Raw genomic sequence first — 16,039 nt, 5'->3', positions numbered from 1 at the left:
ATGCCAGAGGGTCATTCCGTCCACCGCATCGCCCGTCAGTTCGACCGCAACTTCGTTGGCCGGGAGGTCGCCGCGTCCAGCCCGCAGGGTCGCTTCGCCGAGGGGGCCGAGTTCCTGAGCGGTCGTGAGCTGCTCGACGCGAAGGCCGTGGGAAAGCAGATGTTCCTGGGGTTCGACGGCGACGCGTGGCTGCGCGTGCACCTCGGTCTGTACGGGGCGTGGGACTTCGCCGGCGAGATCCTCGTCGACCCCACGATCGCGTCCGCGAACGGCCGCATGGGGCAGACGAACCAGCGCGGCACCGATCTGGACGCCCCGATCCTCGACGACGCAGGCGAGAACTCCCTGACCTCGATCGGCGCCCCTCGGCGCACCCGGGTGCATCTGCGGATGTCGGAGCAGACGAAGGGCCTCGAAGACGAGGGTGATCAGTGGCCGCCACCCGTCGTCGGCCAGGTGCGCGTCCGCCTGCTCACGGATGCGACCTGCGCCGACCTGCGCGGCCCGACCGCGTGTCAGGTGCAGACGCCGGACGAGATGCTCGCGACGATCGCGAAGCTCGGTCCCGACCCGCTGGTCGGAGATCCCGCCGAGGGCGAGGAGCGCTTCACCGCCGCGGTGCGGAAGAAGGGCACCCCGATCGCGCTCCTGCTGATGGACCAGGCCGTCGTCAGCGGGATCGGCAACGTGTACCGCGCGGAGATGCTGTTCCGCGCGCGGCTGAATCCGCACACGCCCGGCAGGCAGGTTCCCGAGGACGTCGTCCGCGACCTCTGGCGGGACTGGGTGCGGCTTCTGGCGATCGGAGTGGAGACCGGTCAGATGATGACGATGGACGACCTGTCTCCGCACGAGTACCGTGCCGCCATGGCGAGCCGTGACGACCGGCACTGGGTGTATCACCGTGCCGGGCTCCCGTGCCGTGTCTGCGGCACGGAGATCGCGCTCGAGGAGATCGGCGCGCGCAAGCTGTACTGGTGCCCGTACTGCCAGCGCTGATCCCCGGGTGCGGTGGTCGGGTGGAGACCTGAGAGCACGCTGTGAAAGGATGACCGGGTCCTCTGCAACGACGCGACAGGAGATCCGATGGACCTTTCCGGCCTGCAATCCGTGCTCGAGACGATCAGCTCGTGGATCTGGGGACCCTGGGTCCTCATCCCGCTGCTGCTCGGGACAGGGCTCTATCTGACGATCCGCCTCGGCGGCATCCAGTTCCTCCGGCTCGGGGCCGCGCTGCGCCTCGGCATCTTCACCCGCAAGGACCCGGGCGCCGATGACGGCGACATCTCCCAGTTCCAGGCGCTCACGACGGCTCTCGCGGCGACCGTCGGCACCGGGAACATCGTGGGCGTGGCGACCGCCATCGGCATCGGCGGCCCCGGCGCCCTGTTCTGGATGTGGGTCACCGGTCTTCTCGGCATGGCGTCGAAGTACTCCGAGGCGTTCCTCGGCGTGCGCTTCCGCAAGACGGATGCCGCCGGTGAGAAGTCCGGGGGACCGCAGTACTACCTGGAGCGCGGCATCCCGAACAGGTTCGGCAGATTCCTCGCCCTGTTCTTCGCGATCGCGGCGGTGCTCGCATGCTTCGGCATCGGCAACATGACGCAGGGCAATTCGATCGCCTCGAACATGGAGAACAGCTTCCACGTACCGACCTGGGTCACCGGGCTCGTGCTCACCGCGTTCGCGATGCTCGTGCTCGTGGGCGGCATCAAGTCGATCGGCCGGGTCACGGCCGGCCTGGTCCCGGTCATGATCATCTTCTACGTGCTCGGCGCGCTGTACATCCTCATCGCCAACATCGCAGACGTACCTGCCGCCTTCGCCCAGATCTTCACCGACGCGTTCACCGGCACCGCACCGGTCGGCGGGTTCGCCGGGTCGGCGATCATCATCGCCGTGCAGTTCGGCGTGGCCAGGGGCATCTTCTCGAACGAGTCGGGCATGGGGTCCGCGGCGATCGCCGCGGCGGCCGCGAAGACGACGCATCCCGTGCGCCAGGGCCTGGTGTCGATGACCCAGACCTTCATCGACACGATCATCGTCGTGACCTGCACCGGCCTCGTGATCATCACCACAGGCGTGTGGAACATGACCGACCCCGAGACCGGAGAGCAGATCAGCGCTGCGCTCATGACGGGCGAGGCGTTCTCGCACGGCCTGCCGGGCGAGTGGGGGCACTACATCGTCACGATCGGGCTGGTGATGTTCGCCGGATCCACGATCCTGGGCTGGTCGTACTACGGCGAGCGGTGCATCGAGCGACTCCTCGGTCGCCGTGCGGTGATGCCGTTCCGCGTCGTGTTCTCGCTCGTGGTGTTCATCGGCTGCACCGTGCAGCTCGGTGTGGTCTGGGCGTTCTCCGACGTGATGAACGGCCTCATGGCGATCCCGAACTTGCTCGGCCTGCTCATCCTGTCCGGCCTGATCGCCAGGGAGACGAAGAAGTATCTCGACAACGATCCGAAGCTGGTGGCGACCAAGGAGCAGATCGACGCCTTCATGGCCGGGGATCGCGACTTCGAGGAGTGGAAGACGCAGGCGATCCCGGTCGTGGACTCGCAGAGGTAGCGGCACATGCGCGGCGGTCCCGGAGACCTTCCGGGGCCGCCGTCGCCGTAATCTGGATCCATGCGCCAGAACCCCAGCTTCGCCATGACCGATGTGACCGAGCTGAGACGGGTGATCGCGCAGAACCCCTGGGCGACGGTCGTCGCGACCGGCGCAGACGGTCTGGTCGCCTCGCACTATCCGGTGCTGCTCGATCCGGAGCGTGACGACCTCACTGTCGTCGGCCACGTCGGCAGGCCCGATGACCAGGTGCTGCGCCTCGGCGAGACCGAGCTGCTGCTGGTGTTCGAAGGCCCGAACGGATACATCTCGCCGAACTGGTACGGCGAGGTCAAGGCCGTACCGACCTGGAACTACGTGGCCGTGCACCTCGCCGGCATCCCGGAGGTGGTCGACACCACGACGAACCTGAGGATCCTCGACGACCTGGTCGAGCACTTCGAGTCACGTCTGCCGCAGCCGCGACTGATGTGGCAGGCGCCGAACACCGACGAGTTCGTGCGCGTCCTCGAAGCCGGAACCGTCGGCTTCCGGCTGACCCCGACCAGGGTGACCGCCAAGCGCAAGCTCAGCCAGAACCGGCCCGACGAGGTGGTGGAGACGATCATCGCCGAATTGGACGGCACCGGTGAGTACGCGCATCCGGCTCTCGCCGCCGAGATGCGTCGTGCGTATGAGACGCGTCTGGCGCACCGCGGATGAGCGCCGATCTGCTGCTGCGCGCGGTGCGCGTCGCGGGCGCCGGACGGGAGCTGCTGCCCGACACCGAGCCGGTCGACATCCTCATCCGTGGCGGCGTGATCGCCGACGTCGCTCCGACCGGCAACCTGCGCGCGGCGGTCGACGTGCTCGACGGCGGCGGCTCCTGGGTGATCCCCGGACTCTGGGATCACCACGTGCACACCGTGCAGTGGGCGCTCACCGCCCAGCGCGAGCCGCTGCACGACGCGGTGAGCGCGGCGGATGCCGCTGCGCGGATGTCCGTGGTCGCGCCGCTGGGCGATGGACGCCGGATCGGCACGGGATTCCGGGACGCGCTCTGGCCCGACATCCCGTCGCGTGAACTGCTCGACCGCAGTACCGGCGATGTGCCGACCTACCTGCTCAACGCAGACGTGCACAGCGTCTGGCTGAACTCCGCGGCCCTGCGTCGCGAGGGGTTCGAGGGCCGGGACGACGACGGGATGCTGCGCGAGGAGCCGGCATTCGAGATCTCGCGCCGGCTGAACGACGTCGACGACGCTCTGGCGGATGCCGCCGTGGCGGAGGCCGCACGTCGCGCGGCCGCGCGAGGCGTCGTCGGGCTGGTCGACTTCGACATGGGGTGGAACGCGGGAGCGTGGACCCGTCGTCTGAAGGCGGGTTTCGACCTGCACCGGGTGGAGTTCGCGGTCTACCCGCACCATCTGGATCGGGCGATCGCCGAGGGACTCCGTACCGGAGACCCCTTCGGCGACGGTGACCTGGTGCGGATGGGGCCGCTGAAGGTGATCGCCGACGGCTCGCTCGGCACTCGCACCGCGGCGTGCAGCCACGGCTACGACGATCTGCCCGCGAACCACGGTGCGCTGACGGTGCCGCCGGGGCAGCTGCACGAGCTGTTGGGGCGGGCGGCGGGTGCCGGCATCGAGGCCGCAGTGCACGCGATCGGCGACGTCACCGTGACGGCAGCTCTCGACGCGTTCACCGACACCGGCCAGACGGGCACGATCGAGCATGCCCAGCTGGTGCGGCACGCCGACCTGGCACGCTTCGCTCGCCTCGGGATCGCGGCGAGCACGCAGCCGCGTCATGCGCTCGACGATCGCGCGCTGATCGACCTGCTGTGGTCGTCGCAGACATCGATCGCCTATCCGATCGCGAGTCTGCACGCCGCCGGTGCCGGCATCAGGTTCGGCTCCGACGCGCCCGTGTCTCCGCTCGATCCGTGGATCGCGATCTCCGCCGCCGTGACGCGGAAGGGCGAGGACGGCGAGAGATGGCATCCCGAGGAGCGCGTCGACATCGACACGGCGCTGCGCGCGAGCGCGCACCACGGCACGGACGGGACCTCGGCGGTCACCCCGGGAGCGGTCGCGGATCTTGCGCTCTGCGGCGTCGACCCCCGCGCCGCTGATGCGGCGGCACTGCGCACGATGCCGGTCCTCGCGACGCTCGTGGCCGGACGCCGGACGCACTGAACGGACGCGCTGAAGCGGACACACGAATGCCCTCGGGGAGACCCCGAGGGCATTCGTGAGCGCGTCAGGCCGCGACGTGCGAGAACAGGAACCAGCGGTCCTTCTCGAGTCCGCGCTGGATCTCGATGGCGACGTCCTGGCTGGTGAGGTCGACCTCATCGAGACCCTCGACCGCCGCCTTCACGTCGACGAGGATCGCGTCGATGTCGGCGATCACGGCTCGGACCAGCTCGTCGGAGGCGGCGAAGCCCGCCGCGACCTGCGTGGCGCCGGCCTTCTCGGCGACCGTGCTGACGCGGGCGTCGATCGGCAGGCCGAGAGCGACGATGCGCTCCGCAGCCGTGTCGGCGAACTCACCGGCGTTGGCCACGACAGTGTCGAGGAACTCGTGCACGCCGATGAAGTTGGCGCCGCGCACGTGCCAGTGCGCCTGCTTGCCGTTCACGACCAGTGCCTGCAGGCCGAGGACGACGGGGAGAGGAACTGTGCGGCCGCAGCCGCGACGGTGGGGTCGCCTGCGGTGGCGGGGATGGTCTTCGAAGCGTTCATGAGGTCCTCCGGAGTCGTGGATAACTGCCTGATGACCTCAACGCTACTCAGTCTGAAAGGTTCCGCAAGCAAGCTGAGGCAACGCTAACCGCCGCGGAATCACGCGGATCTGAGGGTAGTCTCACCTACATGACCGTCGCCACTGCAGCATCCGTCCTGGCTCTGCCGGGCAAGATCCCTTTCCTGCATGACGGGGCCTTCGTCGCCGACGGTGCACGCATCGTCGGCGAGGTCTCCTCGCCGACGGGGCCAGTGTCTGGTACAACGCGGTGCTGCGCGGCGACTCCGCACCGATCTCCATCGGGGCCGGCAGCAATGTGCAGGACAACGTCTCGGTGCATGTGGACAGCGGTCACGGCGTGGTCGTCGGCGAGCGTGTCTCGATCGGTCACAACGCGGTCGTGCACGGCTGCACCATCGGCGACGGCTCCCTCGTGGGAATGGGCGCCGTCGTGCTGTCCGGTGCCGTGATCGGAAAGGGGTGCCTGATCGCCGGGGGAGCGGTCGTGCTCGGTGGCACGGAGGTGCCGGACGGTTCGCTCGTGGCCGGCGTGCCTGCGAAGGTGCGCCGCGAGCTCACCGGCGAGGAGCGCGCCGGCCTGATCGAGAACGCGGAGATCTATCTGCGGCACACGCGGACGCATCGCGATGCCGCACCGCTCTGACGCGCCCGGTAGGCTGTAACACCTACGGGGCGGTGGCCAAGCTGGTGAAGGCAGCGGGCTCATAACCCGACGATCGCGGGTTCAAGTCCCGCCCGCCCTACTCCTTCGTCTGCGGACGGCCGATGACGCCGATGCCCACGGCCTGGTGGTCGGGTTCGGGTTCATCGTGCTCCGGCGTCCGCGGCTGTTCTCCCGGGTCCTTCTCGGTGCTGGGCTCGTCCAGGTCCTCGGCGGCGGGCTCGGTCTCAGGGCGCTTGGTCTGCTCCGTTTCGGAGCGCTCGTCCTGCTCCGCGTCGGAGTGCTCGGTGTCTTCGCGTGGATCGGTCATGATTCGTCCTCCTGCGGCGAACCTACGACATGCGGTCAGATGCGTGAAGGGGGTGGACAACGTCCACGTCTGCGCTACAGGTGCTCGACCGGATACCGGTCTCGGATGTGCTCCTGGAAGTACCGGCCGACGCTCGGCGCCTCCAGCAGCGCGCGGTGCACCGACGGCGGGACGGCGAAGTAGCGGTAGACCTCCGCGCTGTGGAACTCCACCTCGAGCACCGCCGTGCCGGGGTCGTAACCGACCGAGGCGATGGCGGAGGAGCGGACCGACCGCCGTCTCATGACGAGCTCTCCGGCTCATCGCCGACGAGATCGGCGAGGGCGCGCGCGTCGTGCGGCGCGTGCCCTCGCGCATCGTTGTCGAAGTACACGTGCACATCTTCGCCGTCGCCCGCCCGCTCACGACAGAGCGCCGCCCATTCGCGCAGCTCATCCGTGGAGTACCCGCTCGCGTAGAGCTCTCGGGACCCGTGCAGGCGCAGGTATGCGAAGTCGGCGGTCCTGGCGTCGAACCGCGGCCAGCGGCCCGCGGTGTCGGCCACGGCGAGCGCGACGCCGTGCTCCTTGAGCAGGTCATGGAGTCGCTCGGTGCGGAAGCTCTCCGATCGGGGCTCCAGCGCGTGCCGCAGGGGTCGGTCGTGTCCTCCCCGAAGCCACGATCTGCCCTCCAGCCGCTCGTCGTGCTGGCGAGCCAGCGCGAGCGCCTGCGCCGTCGTTCGGGGAAGGGAGCCGAGGAAGCCCGCGAGCGCGTCCCCATCGAAGTCGAGGCGGGCGGGCAGCTGCCACAGGATCGGACCCAGGGCGTCGTCGAGGGCGAGCACACCGGAGGCGAAGAAGTTCGCCAGCGCCTGCTCGGTGTTCCGGAGACGCAGCATGTGGGTGATGTAGCGGGACCCCTTCACCGCGAACAGGAAGCCCTCCGGCACGCTGCTGCGCCAGCGCAGATAGCTCTCCGGGCGCTGCAGGGAGTAGAAGGATCCGTTCAGCTCGACCGTCGAGAAGTGAGTGCCGATGTATCGCAGCTCGTCGCGCTGAACCAACCCGCGCGGGTCGAAGTCGCCCCGCCAGGAGGAGTATCGCCACCCGGAGGTGCCCACTCGCATTCGCCCCGCATGTCGTGCCCCCGAATCGTCCATCCCGACGAGGCTACGCCGGCTCGCACCCGCTGCGAGCGGGGTTGACAACCGGGCGCGTGGGCGCCGCCGGCTACCGGACGCGCCGGTCGTGGGCCAGGTCGAAGAGCCTCTCCAGCACGGATCCCGCGCGCAGACCGTTGTGCTCATGCTCACTGGTCACCCACAGCTTGAGGTCGGGCAGCAGCCGTGCGGTCTCCAAGGAGTGCTCCAGCGAAACGTACACGTCGTTCACATACACCGCGGCAGCACCGCGCGCACCGGATGCCGCGAGTGCTGCCCGGTCGTAGAGCCTCGGCCACTCGTGCTCGGCGAGAGTGAGCGCGACATCCCGCCACGGACGGAGTGCGGGGACGGTCTCGCTCCACTCCCGCCTGATGTGCTCGCCGGTGAACAGCGTGGGATCGGCGGCGAAGTCCGCCGGCTCCACGCGCTCCGCCGACCATCGGGTGGCCCCGCCGTCGGCGTAGCAGGACTCGTGGAACGCGAAGTACAGCGGGTTGCGCCCGCCGAACGGCATCGCTGCAGCCAGGTCGTAGCGGAACGCGTTCGTGCCGGGATCGAGCTCGAGCAGCGACCAGACCGTCTGCCAGCCGTCGTTCGTGCCCAGCGCGGAGCCGACCGACCGCAGCCGCGAGACCGAGACGACCTCGCCGTCCGGGAGCACCAGGTTCCCGGCTGCGGCGAGATCGACGAGTCGGCGCATCCGTTCACGATGCTCCGGGAAGCGCCGGTAGTACCTCTCCGACGCCGTGCGCATCTTGTCGTAGCTGAGCGCGTAGACCTCGTCGACGGTCCGCTCGACGGTGCTCAGCCCGCCGGTGGTGTAGACCCGGTCCAGAGCGGCGGCGTTCGTCGACAGATAGGTCAGCACGGTGAAGCCGCCGAACGACTGCCCGAGCAGGCTCCAGCGGTCCGCACCCAGTTCTGCGCGCAGCGCCTCGGCATCCCGCACGATCGAATCGGCGCGCAGGTGCGTGAGGTACTCGGCCGCCATGGCGGAGCCGAGATCATCGAGCAGCCTGTCGCCGACGGGAGTGGACCTGCCGGTGCCGCGCTGATCGAGCATGACGACGCGGTGATCCTCGAGCGCGACATCGAGCCAGGAGGGTGAGGCGGGGAGTGGAACGGCCGTGGGGCCTCGAAGCCCGGTCCGCCCTGCAGGAAGACCAGATACGGGAGGTCCTCGCCGCCGTCCCTGGCGACGACCGCCGCGAACACGTCGATCGTCCGTGTGTCGGCTCCGTCGTCCCAGACCAGCGGCACCGTGATGGTGTGCTCGGTGACGGTGAGATCCTGCATGCGTCGCACGAGAGCGGCCATCACATCACGTTCCCGATGTAGGAGTACTTCACGAAGACCTCGGAGGCGATGCCGGACTCCTCCAGCACGCCCTGCACGGCTCCCATCATGTAGTTCGAGTCCCAGCCCATGTAGATGTGGATGCCGCCGAAGTCGTCCCAATGCCCCTTCCAGGCCATCTCTTCGTAGAGCGGACCGCCGTGCGCGGCGCTGTACGCGAGTGCGGCTCGCCGGTCATCGGTCCAGGCGCGCCGGAAGACGCGGTTGAACAGATACCGGACGTCCTTGACCTCCCAGTGCTCACCGCGGTACTCGACGTAGGCGAACTCGCGCTCCCATCCCGCAGGCCAGCCGCGACGGCGCACGGCATCGAGGATGGGCGTGAGGCCGTCGTCGTCGATCTCGGGCAGATCGGGACGCGCCCAGATCCGGACGAAGGCGTCGGTGAGACGCACAGTGCGCTCTGCGATCGCCGCCGTGCCCCAGGACGGCAGCTCGGCGAGGGCGCGCGTGCCCGTCACGGCGCTGCGCGCGTAGGCGTCATCGCGCTTGTCGGGGAACGACGCGCCGAACACGCGCTCGGTGAGCCGGGTCTCGAGCAGGGTGAGGTTGCCGAGCGTGGGGGCCAGCGCGCGGTGACTGTTCTGCTCGTCCTCGCTGTAGTCGCTCCACGGACGGCTTCCGTCGCCCGACCAGGCATCGCCAGGGGCCGCGGGCACGATGTGCTCCACGTCGTAGTCGCTCACGTCGTCCACATCGAGCAGCCGACCCAGCACGTACGACGCGTAGGGCAGCTCGCTGTACTTGAGCACCGCGCTGACGCGCTCGTCCGACGGGGTGATCCGGGCGATGGCGCGCATCAGGGCGTCCTCGCCCTCGGCGCGGGCGCGGCACAGGCGTGCGATCAGACGGTCGGTCGGCAGACCCACCACCGTGCGCCGCAGCAGCAGCGCCTGCACCCACTCCATGGTGCGGATCAGCTCATCGCGCGAGATCAGGCCGTGGGCATGGTCGTGATACGCGCTCATCACCAGCGGATAGGCGGCGCGGCCGAACGTGTTCACGAAGCCGAGCTGGCGCCGGATGCCGGCATCCTGCTCGAGCGACGGGTCCAGCAGGACGCCGTAGATCCCGGCGTACTCGCGCCAGGCGCCGGCATCCGACCGCAGACGCTCGACGTCGAGTCGCGGGAACGTCGCGCGGAACGCGCTGTACACCCCGCGCTCACCGGCGACCTCGACCTCGCGGCCGGTCGTCATGACGAGGTAGTGCCGCCAGAACGCGCCGATGGTCTCGCCGGTGAGGCGCTCGATCGGCAGCCAGTACTCCTCTTCGATCTCGACCTGCTCGCCGTGCGAGAGCCCCATCAGGATGTAGTTGTGGATGAGCTCGTGGTCGCGGAGTGGCTCGCCCGTGGAGTTCAGGCTCTCGAAGATCTGCTGAGCGTTCGCCGCGGCCCCGAGGGTGATCGACACGTGCTCGAGCTTCTTCAGGCCCTCCCAGATCCGCCGGCGCCTCGTCGGCGTGCACCTGGCTGCGGAAGAAGGCGTAGTTGTCGTCGAAGCGCGACTCGCGGTCGGCATCGTCGCGCCGGTCCAGCACGACCGAGTCGTAGAGATCGGCCCAGGCATGGTGGGGGCGCAGCTTGGTGCGGCTCGGATCGTCGGCACGGACGAGGACACGCTCCAGCTCTGCGGCCATCAGCGGGTCGGCGTCGCGCACCGTGTGGTGCAGCGCTGCGACCAGCAGCATCAGCGTGGTCACGCGCTGCTGCCCGTCGATGAGGATCAGGTCGGCGTCTTCCGCCGAGGCGTCCTCCGCCGACAGGATCGATCCGATGAAGTGCCGATGTGCGGCATCCTCCGCGGCCACCGCGCGGATGTCGGAGAGCAGTCGCTCGCATCCTCCGATGTCCCAGCGGTATTGACGCTGATACACCGGTACGACGATGTTCGTCGACGGTGCCGACAGCCATTCGATCGTGCTCGTTGCGGTCGCTTCGACGTTGGTTGCCGTGGCCATGACGGGGTGATGCCTCCATGCGGCGGGAAGACGGACCCCGCCGGCACGAGTCTAACCGGGCGCGACTTTCCCCGGCCGGTCTCGCGGGCGCGTCCGGGAGGCCGAGGTAGGCTTACCTAAGTAGGGCCTGTTAAAACTTCGCTGGCCCATTACGAAAGGACATGACTCGATCATGGGATACATCAAGTCCGCAGCCCTTGAGGACAAGGGTTTCGTCATCCTCGACAGCTACGGCGGGGAAATGGACCCGAAGGAATGGCTCGACATCGAGTACGTCGACTGGAAGTCCTCGGGGACACCCGCTTCGCGCCGCTGGCCAGCGCCAAGGGCGACATCGAGTGCAACGGCTTCTGGAACCACAAGCCGCCGCGCACCGACAAGGACGGCGTCTGGATCGACTCGCAGACGGCCATCGCCCCGACGCTCACCGCGCGTGCGCAGGAGCCGGGCGCGAACGTGGGACGCTGCCGCGTCATCGAGCTGCAGCCGACCCCGTACGGCGACTGCCTCTACAACCTGCACCAGGACGACAACAACCGTCTGAACCCGGACGGCACCGGCTGGGTCGTGCGCGGCTTCTTCAACCTCACCGATGACAAGGACAGCTTCTTCGTCCTTCGTGAGAACCGCACCGACCCGAGCATCGAGTACCGCATCGCCCTGCCGGCCGGTGCCCAGCTGATCGTCGACACGCAGCGTCTGTGGCACGCGACTACCCACAACGGCACCGAGCCGCGCTACTGCCTGATCACCTCGTGGACCTCGGGCCCCGAGCTCGACGCCTACATCGAGAAGTACCACGGCACCGACCAGCACAGCCAGGTCGAGGTCCCGCAGGACGTCCTCGAGGCGGGTTACGCCGAACAGGCCCGCAAGGACGCCGCTCGCGCCGCCTACTACGCGGCCAAGGGCCAGCAGGAGAAGCTCGCGATGAGCGAGGCCTGATCCTTCGCCGAGCACGTCGGAACGGCCCCGGTCCCAGGACTCGGGGCCGTTCTGTGTTACATGCTTGTCATTCCTCCAAATCTCGGCGATAATCGCCGTATAACCGCATAGTCCGCCACCATCCGTGGTTCAGGTCGTAGGGGAAGACGCACCTGATGAAACGGAGAGATCATGGCGACGGGATACGCACGGGGAGTGGTGTACATCCACTCCTCGCCTCGCGCGCTCTGCCCGCACCTCGAATGGGCGGTGGGACGCGCTCTCGGTCGTGCCGTCAACTTCGACTGGAGCGATCAGCCGGTGCAGCAGGGCACGCGCCGCGCGGAGTTCTACTGGGACGGCCCGGTGGGCACCGGCGCCGCTCTCGCGACGGCGATGCGCGGATGGGAGCACCTGCGCTTCGAGGTCTCGGAGGACCCCACACCCCGCAGCGACGGCGGCCGCTGGCTGCACACGCCGGATCTCGGCATCCACTACGCGCAGACGGATGCCGCGGGCAACATCGTCATCGGCGAGGATCGCATCCGGTATGCGATCGAGATCGCGGCCGGCAGCGTCGTCGAGCTGCAGCGCGAACTCGACGTGGCGCTCGGTGCGGCCTGGGACGAGGAGCTGGAGCCGTTCCGGCACGCCAGCGACGATGCACATGTCGTGTGGCTCCACAAGGTCGGCTGACCGGCCGACGGCAACGACCTGCGGAGGAGGCGCGAGTACCGGAGTCCGGTGACCAGCTCCCGGAAGACGAGAAGGCGAATCCTCCGCACAAGGATCGAAGCCCCCTGCGGGGAAGCAGGGGGCTTCGTCCTGTCCCGGTCAGATCACCGCGCTCGTGAGCGGGATGCCCGAGGGCGGATCCGTTCCTTCGCCGATGTCCTCCCAGGCCCGCCGGAGACGGGCCAGCGCCTCTGCCGTGCGTGCGGGTGGCAGGGTGATCGGCACCCTCAGCCGTCTCTCCAGCACGCCGCCGGTCGCGAAGCGGGGTCCCGGCGGCACGATGAGCCCGTGCTCGCGAGCGGTGAGGGCGAGTCGTGTGGATGCAGGCCGGCCGAGGTCCACCCACGCGGAGAGGCCTCCGGATGTCGCGGGCATCGTGAGGCCCTCGATGTCGCCCAGCCCGGTCGCGACCGCGTCACGTCCGGCTCGCAGACGCTCGCGCACATGGGCCAGGAGTGCGGGCATGTCGGCGAGCAGCTCGACGGCGATGCACTGCTCGAGCAGAGCCGTGCCGAGCTCGAACGCCGGCCGTATGGCGAGCAGACGCTCGATGTGGGCTCGCTCCGCACGGATCCAGCCCACTCGCATTCCTCCCAGGCGATCTTCGACATCGACCCGACGGTGATCACGTGCGGGCCGAAGGCGCCCATCGGCGTGGGGGTCCAGCCCCGATCGATGTCGAGCTCGGCCGTCGTCTCGTCGATGATCAGGCGCGTCCCGGAGCTGCGAGCGGTGGCGGCGATGCGGGACCGGTCCTCGTCCGACAGTGTGGCGCCGGTGGGGTTGTGGAAGTCCGGGATCAGATACCCCACGTGCGGGCGGGCGCGCAGGAGCAGGTCCAGCAGATGCCCGGCGTCCCATCCCTGCACGTCGACCGGTGTCGGAAGCATCCGGTATCCGTGCAGCTGCAGCGCGTCGAGGGCATGTGGGAAGGTCGGCTGCTCGACCACCGCGCGCTCTCCTCGCCGTCCGAAAGCGGTGAGGATGAGATTCACGGCGTTCAGGGCGCCGGAGGTGATCATGATCTCCTCCGCCGACGTGGGTGCGCCGCGCTGAGAGAACCGTGCCGCGACCGCATCCCGCAGCTCCGGCAGGCCCTGCAGCGAGTATCCGCTGGTGCCGCGCAAGGCGGCCAGGCGGGGCAGGGAGCGCACCGTGGCGTCGTAGAGTCCGGGCGTCGAATCCATCGACGCGATGGACAGGTCGATCGATGCGTCGTCGTCGAGCTCGGTGACGGTGCCAGGAGAGTTCGGCAGCGCGACACGGGTGCCGCCACCGTGCAGGCGGGTCACGTAGCGATCGGACTCCAGAGCGTCGTACGCCCGGGTGATCGTCGAGCGCGAGCGGCGCAGCTCAGCCGCGAGCGCGCGTTCGCTGGGCAGCCGCTCTCCCACGGTGAGGCGGCCGTCGAGGATGAGCGCGCGGATCTGGTCGGCGAGATCGCCGGCACTCGCGCCGGCGACGCTGTGCGTGCCGAGCTGTGTCACCAACCGGGAGGCCATGCCTCCAGCATGCCGCAGAGTGGTCTGAGAACGACAGACCACTTTTCATCGAGTGGTCCTCATGCCGTCGACGTCGAGGAGGCCAGGATGAGGACATGAGGCTCCGTTCGATCTTCCTCCCCATCTCCGCCAGCGGCCCCAGGGACCTCGCCGAGCGGGCGGCGCAGCTGCTGATCGGGCTGTTCCTGTTCGGGGCCGGAATGGCGCTGATGGTGCGGGCGGGCATCGGAGTGGCACCCTGGGATGTGCTCGCGCTGGGGCTGGCCGCGACCACGCATCTCGGCTTCGGCGTGATCACCTGCCTGGTGGCGGCCGTGGTCCTGCTGCTGTGGATCCCCCTGCGCCAGCGCATCGGAGTGGGCACTCTGCTCAACGCCGTGGTGGTCGGGCCGAGTGCCGACCTGACACTCGCCCTCGTGCCGCGCGCGTCGTCGCTGTGGATCGCCGTTCCGATGTTCATCGCCGGACTGGTGCTGCTCGCGTTCGCGACCGGGCTGTACATATCCGCCGACTTCGGCCCCGGACCGCGCGACGGTCTGATGACAGGGCTCGTGGCGCGCACCGGCCGGCCGGTGTGGCTGGTGCGGACGTTCCTGGAGGGCGGCGTCCTGCTGATCGGATTCCTGCTCGGCGGACCGGTCGGCGTCGGCACAGTGGCGTTCGCGTTCGGAGTGGGGCCGCTGATCGGGGTGTTCCTGGGATTCTTCACGCGGCGCCGCGCCGTGCGTTCGGCAACGCTGCCGTCACACGGATGACCAGCGGGTCGCGCAGAGGGGGCTTCCGGATGACTCCGGAAGCCCCCTCTGCACCGCCTGGCGTCAGTCCGCGCTGCGGAACACCACGACGGCGTTGTGACCGCCGAAGCCGAAGGAGTTGCTGATCGCCAGCTGCGGGCCCTCACCGAGGGGCTGAGGCTCGCCGGAGAGCCTGAACGGCACTGCCGGGTCGGGCTCGGTCATGTTGATCGTCGGCGGCGCGATGCGGTCGCGCAGCGCCAGGATGGTGAACACCGCTTCGAGCGCTCCCGTGCCGCCCAGCAGGTGTCCGGTGGACGCCTTGGTCGCCGACACCGGGATCTCGTCGATCCGCTCGCCGAAGACGCGCTTGAGCGCCTCGTACTCGTTCGGGTCGCCGACCGGCGTCGAGGTGGCGTGCGCGTTGATGTGGGTGACCTCGTCGGCCGTCGCCCCCGCCTGGGCGAGCGCCTGCTCGACGGCGCGGGCCGCACCGGCGCCCTCGGGGTCGTTCCCCGTGATGTGGTAGGAATCGGCCGTCACTCCGCCGCCCACGAGGTAGGCGTAGATCTTCGCACCGCGAGCCTTGGCGTGCTCCTCGGTCTCGAGGACGAGCGCGGCACCGCCCTCTCCCATCACGAAGCCGTCGCGGTCGATCGCACCGGGGCGGGAGGCGCCCTCGGGGTCGTCGTTGCGGCGGGACAGGGCCTGTGCCGAGGCGAAGGAGGCCATCGTGATCGGGTGGATGGCGGACTCCGCACCGCCGGCGATGACCACGTCCGCGAGACCGTCCTGCAGGTGCTCGTAGGCGTTGGCGATCGATTCGGTGCTCGAGGCGCAGGCGCTCACGACCGTGCGTGCGAAGGCCTTCGCGCCGAACTGCAGCGACAGATTGCCCGCACCGGCATTCGGCATCAGCATCGGCACCGTGAGGGGCATCACCCGACGGGGGCCCTTCTCACGCAGGGTGTCCCAGGCGTCCAGAAGGGTCCATACGCCGCCGATCCCGGTGGCCCAGTCGATGCCGAGGCGCTCCGGGGCGACCTCCGGTGCTCCGGCGTCCTCCCACGCCTCGCGTGCGGCGATCAGAGCGAACTGGGTGGACGGGTCGAGGCGCTTCGCCTCGTGACGCGGCAGCACCTCTTCGGGACGGACGGATGCCTCGGCGGCGAACTTCACGGGGATCTGATACTTCTCGATCCACTCGTGGGGCAGGGTGTGCGCCCCGGGGACGCCGGCGAGCAGGTTCGCCCAGTTCTCCGGTGCGGTTCCTCCGAGGGCGGACGTGGCGCCGATGCCGGTCACGACGATGCGCTTGGTCATTGATGGTTCCTTCGTGGGGATCGTTCAGGGACGGCGGATGCCACGCCCCGCAGACGAGCGGGGGTGGCA

Annotated in this window: 14 protein-coding genes, 1 tRNA gene and 5 pseudogenes; 9 read left to right on the top strand and 11 right to left on the bottom strand. The window is 69.1% G+C overall.

Going from position 1 to position 16,039, the window contains the following annotated elements; genetic code table 11:
* The 4 genes from L2X99_RS06065 (at window position 1) to L2X99_RS06050 (ending at window position 4,751) form a co-directional block, all read left to right on the top strand.
* Window positions 1–999 (top strand): Fpg/Nei family DNA glycosylase, encoded by a 999-nt coding sequence (locus L2X99_RS06065; RefSeq protein ID WP_236124581.1) that lies wholly within the window; start codon window positions 1–3, stop codon window positions 997–999.
* Window positions 1,000–1,086: 87 nt separating this feature from the next.
* Window positions 1,087–2,571 carry an alanine/glycine:cation symporter family protein gene (locus L2X99_RS06060; RefSeq protein WP_236124582.1) on the top strand — a complete coding sequence of 495 codons (1,485 nt, stop codon included), beginning with the start codon at window positions 1,087–1,089 and terminating at the stop codon, window positions 2,569–2,571.
* A 60-nt stretch (window positions 2,572–2,631) separates the two neighbouring features.
* On the top strand, window positions 2,632–3,273 hold the full coding sequence (locus L2X99_RS06055; RefSeq protein WP_236124583.1) for an FMN-binding negative transcriptional regulator: 642 nt from the start codon (window positions 2,632–2,634) through the stop codon (window positions 3,271–3,273).
* Window positions 3,270–4,751, top strand: a complete 1,482-nt coding sequence (locus L2X99_RS06050; RefSeq protein ID WP_236124584.1) for an amidohydrolase — start codon at window positions 3,270–3,272, stop codon at window positions 4,749–4,751. The genes L2X99_RS06055 and L2X99_RS06050 overlap by 4 nt, the downstream gene beginning before the upstream one ends.
* A gap of 64 nt (window positions 4,752–4,815) precedes the next feature.
* On the opposite strand, the pseudogene L2X99_RS06045 reads toward L2X99_RS06050, so the two are convergent.
* Window positions 4,816–5,300 (bottom strand): annotated as a pseudogene (locus tag L2X99_RS06045) (Dps family protein).
* 129 nt (window positions 5,301–5,429) lie between these two features.
* Between L2X99_RS06045 and L2X99_RS06040 the strand changes: the two are divergent.
* Together L2X99_RS06040 and L2X99_RS06035 are read left to right on the top strand one after the other, a co-directional pair.
* Window positions 5,430–5,965: pseudogene (locus L2X99_RS06040) on the top strand (gamma carbonic anhydrase family protein).
* Between the two features lie 26 nt (window positions 5,966–5,991).
* Window positions 5,992–6,065 (top strand) — tRNA-Ile (locus L2X99_RS06035).
* On the opposite strand, the gene L2X99_RS06030 is transcribed toward L2X99_RS06035, so the two are convergent.
* From L2X99_RS06030 to L2X99_RS06005, 6 genes are all read right to left on the bottom strand, one after another.
* Window positions 6,063–6,293 (bottom strand): hypothetical protein, encoded by a 231-nt coding sequence (locus L2X99_RS06030; protein WP_236124585.1) that lies wholly within the window; start codon window positions 6,291–6,293, stop codon window positions 6,063–6,065. The genes L2X99_RS06035 and L2X99_RS06030 overlap by 3 nt on opposite strands.
* 74 nt (window positions 6,294–6,367) lie before the next feature.
* Entirely contained in the window at window positions 6,368–6,577 is a 210-nt protein-coding gene (locus tag L2X99_RS06025) for a KTSC domain-containing protein (RefSeq protein ID WP_236124586.1), read from the bottom strand.
* On the bottom strand, window positions 6,574–7,431 hold the full coding sequence (locus L2X99_RS06020; RefSeq protein WP_236135755.1) for a DUF72 domain-containing protein: 858 nt from the start codon (window positions 7,429–7,431) through the stop codon (window positions 6,574–6,576). Before L2X99_RS06020 ends, L2X99_RS06025 begins: the two co-directional genes overlap by 4 nt.
* Window positions 7,432–7,501: 70 nt before the next feature.
* Window positions 7,502–8,497, bottom strand: a complete 996-nt coding sequence (locus tag L2X99_RS06015) for an alpha/beta fold hydrolase (RefSeq protein WP_236124588.1) — start codon at window positions 8,495–8,497, stop codon at window positions 7,502–7,504.
* Between the two features lie 253 nt (window positions 8,498–8,750).
* Entirely contained in the window at window positions 8,751–9,590 is an 840-nt protein-coding gene (locus L2X99_RS06010; RefSeq protein ID WP_236135914.1) for an HNH endonuclease family protein, read from the bottom strand.
* A gap of 364 nt (window positions 9,591–9,954) precedes the next feature.
* Window positions 9,955–10,752: a DUF262 domain-containing protein gene (locus tag L2X99_RS06005; RefSeq protein ID WP_236135754.1), complete on the bottom strand. Its 798-nt coding sequence runs from the start codon at window positions 10,750–10,752 to the stop codon at window positions 9,955–9,957.
* A gap of 172 nt (window positions 10,753–10,924) precedes the next feature.
* Here L2X99_RS06005 and L2X99_RS06000 point away from each other — a divergent pair.
* Together L2X99_RS06000 and L2X99_RS05995 are read left to right on the top strand one after the other, a co-directional pair.
* Window positions 10,925–11,697: pseudogene (locus tag L2X99_RS06000) on the top strand (hypothetical protein).
* Window positions 11,698–11,868: 171 nt separating this feature from the next.
* Window positions 11,869–12,372 (top strand): DUF3145 domain-containing protein, encoded by a 504-nt coding sequence (locus L2X99_RS05995; protein ID WP_236124591.1) that lies wholly within the window; start codon window positions 11,869–11,871, stop codon window positions 12,370–12,372.
* Between the two features lie 138 nt (window positions 12,373–12,510).
* Here the strand turns inward: L2X99_RS05995 and L2X99_RS17835 are convergent, their stop codons facing one another.
* From L2X99_RS17835 to L2X99_RS05990, 3 genes and pseudogenes are all read right to left on the bottom strand, one after another.
* On the bottom strand, window positions 12,511–12,636 hold the full coding sequence (locus L2X99_RS17835) for a hypothetical protein (RefSeq protein WP_268928557.1): 126 nt from the start codon (window positions 12,634–12,636) through the stop codon (window positions 12,511–12,513).
* 9 nt (window positions 12,637–12,645) lie between these two features.
* Window positions 12,646–12,999, bottom strand: a pseudogene (locus tag L2X99_RS18215) (PLP-dependent aminotransferase family protein); the annotation flags it as partial.
* A gap of 74 nt (window positions 13,000–13,073) precedes the next feature.
* Window positions 13,074–13,913, bottom strand: a pseudogene (locus tag L2X99_RS05990) (aminotransferase-like domain-containing protein); the annotation flags it as partial.
* Window positions 13,914–14,008: 95 nt separating this feature from the next.
* Here L2X99_RS05990 and yczE point away from each other — a divergent pair.
* Window positions 14,009–14,668: a membrane protein YczE gene (gene yczE, locus L2X99_RS05985; RefSeq protein ID WP_236124593.1), complete on the top strand. Its 660-nt coding sequence runs from the start codon at window positions 14,009–14,011 to the stop codon at window positions 14,666–14,668.
* Between the two features lie 63 nt (window positions 14,669–14,731).
* Here yczE and L2X99_RS05980 read toward each other — a convergent pair whose 3' ends face one another.
* On the bottom strand, window positions 14,732–15,970 hold the full coding sequence (locus tag L2X99_RS05980; RefSeq protein WP_236135752.1) for a beta-ketoacyl-[acyl-carrier-protein] synthase family protein: 1,239 nt from the start codon (window positions 15,968–15,970) through the stop codon (window positions 14,732–14,734).
* Window positions 15,971–16,039 lie beyond the last annotated feature (69 nt).

The organism is Microbacterium sp. KUDC0406 (genome assembly GCF_021582875.1).
Classification (GTDB): domain Bacteria; phylum Actinomycetota; class Actinomycetes; order Actinomycetales; family Microbacteriaceae; genus Microbacterium.
This window is presented reverse-complemented; position numbering and strand designations above follow the sequence as displayed.

What these genes read in the sequence shown, in the direction of transcription:
- L2X99_RS06065 (WP_236124581.1), top strand. Translation starts at nt 1, where the DNA reads ATGCCAGAGGGTCATTCCGTCCACCGCATCGCCCGTCAGTTCGACCGC.
- L2X99_RS06060 (WP_236124582.1), top strand. Translation starts at nt 1,087, where the DNA reads ATGGACCTTTCCGGCCTGCAATCCGTGCTCGAGACGATCAGCTCGTGG.
- L2X99_RS06055 (WP_236124583.1), top strand. Translation starts at nt 2,632, where the DNA reads ATGCGCCAGAACCCCAGCTTCGCCATGACCGATGTGACCGAGCTGAGA.
- L2X99_RS06050 (WP_236124584.1), top strand. Translation starts at nt 3,270, where the DNA reads ATGAGCGCCGATCTGCTGCTGCGCGCGGTGCGCGTCGCGGGCGCCGGA.
- L2X99_RS06030 (WP_236124585.1), bottom strand. Translation starts at nt 6,293, where the DNA reads ATGACCGATCCACGCGAAGACACCGAGCACTCCGACGCGGAGCAGGAC.
- L2X99_RS06025 (WP_236124586.1), bottom strand. Translation starts at nt 6,577, where the DNA reads ATGAGACGGCGGTCGGTCCGCTCCTCCGCCATCGCCTCGGTCGGTTAC.
- L2X99_RS06020 (WP_236135755.1), bottom strand. Translation starts at nt 7,431, where the DNA reads ATGGACGATTCGGGGGCACGACATGCGGGGCGAATGCGAGTGGGCACC.
- L2X99_RS06015 (WP_236124588.1), bottom strand. Translation starts at nt 8,497, where the DNA reads ATGCTCGATCAGCGCGGCACCGGCAGGTCCACTCCCGTCGGCGACAGG.
- L2X99_RS06010 (WP_236135914.1), bottom strand. Translation starts at nt 9,590, where the DNA reads ATGCGCGCCATCGCCCGGATCACCCCGTCGGACGAGCGCGTCAGCGCG.
- L2X99_RS06005 (WP_236135754.1), bottom strand. Translation starts at nt 10,752, where the DNA reads ATGGCCACGGCAACCAACGTCGAAGCGACCGCAACGAGCACGATCGAA.
- L2X99_RS05995 (WP_236124591.1), top strand. Translation starts at nt 11,869, where the DNA reads ATGGCGACGGGATACGCACGGGGAGTGGTGTACATCCACTCCTCGCCT.
- yczE (WP_236124593.1), top strand. Translation starts at nt 14,009, where the DNA reads ATGAGGCTCCGTTCGATCTTCCTCCCCATCTCCGCCAGCGGCCCCAGG.
- L2X99_RS05980 (WP_236135752.1), bottom strand. Translation starts at nt 15,970, where the DNA reads ATGACCAAGCGCATCGTCGTGACCGGCATCGGCGCCACGTCCGCCCTC.